This window comes from Mycobacterium ostraviense (assembly GCF_002705925.1).
Taxonomy (GTDB): Bacteria; Actinomycetota; Actinomycetes; order Mycobacteriales; family Mycobacteriaceae; genus Mycobacterium; species Mycobacterium ostraviense.
This window is the reverse complement of sequence record NZ_NKRE01000011.1, coordinates 1-252: the sequence shown is the minus strand read 5'-3', so window position 1 is coordinate 252 and position 252 is coordinate 1. Positions and strand designations below refer to the sequence as shown.

General features: G+C 60.7%; 1 protein-coding gene. It reads right to left on the bottom strand.

The genetic code is table 11. The features are described from left to right. A partial coding sequence (locus CDN38_RS33605) for a hypothetical protein (protein WP_142361378.1) occupies positions 1 to 252 on the bottom strand: 252 nt, incomplete at both ends.

Sequence of the window (252 nt, the reverse complement as noted above, 5' to 3'; positions counted from 1 at the left end):
GACCAGCTGCTCACGGTAGTCATCAAACCGTTCGCTGCTGGGAATGAAGAGATCTCCGGACTTCAGTTCGTCCTTGACCTGCACCAGCACGGCCAGCTCGAAGTACTTACGGTGCATCCAGCCGGCGCCGGCTGCACTGGCCCGCTTGCCGAACACGTGCTGACACCAGAGCTTGGACATCCAGTCAAAGTCCTTTTCCGGGTCCAAACCGAGGGAGGCGACCTCGATCAGCTCACGGCGCTGGTTGCGCAG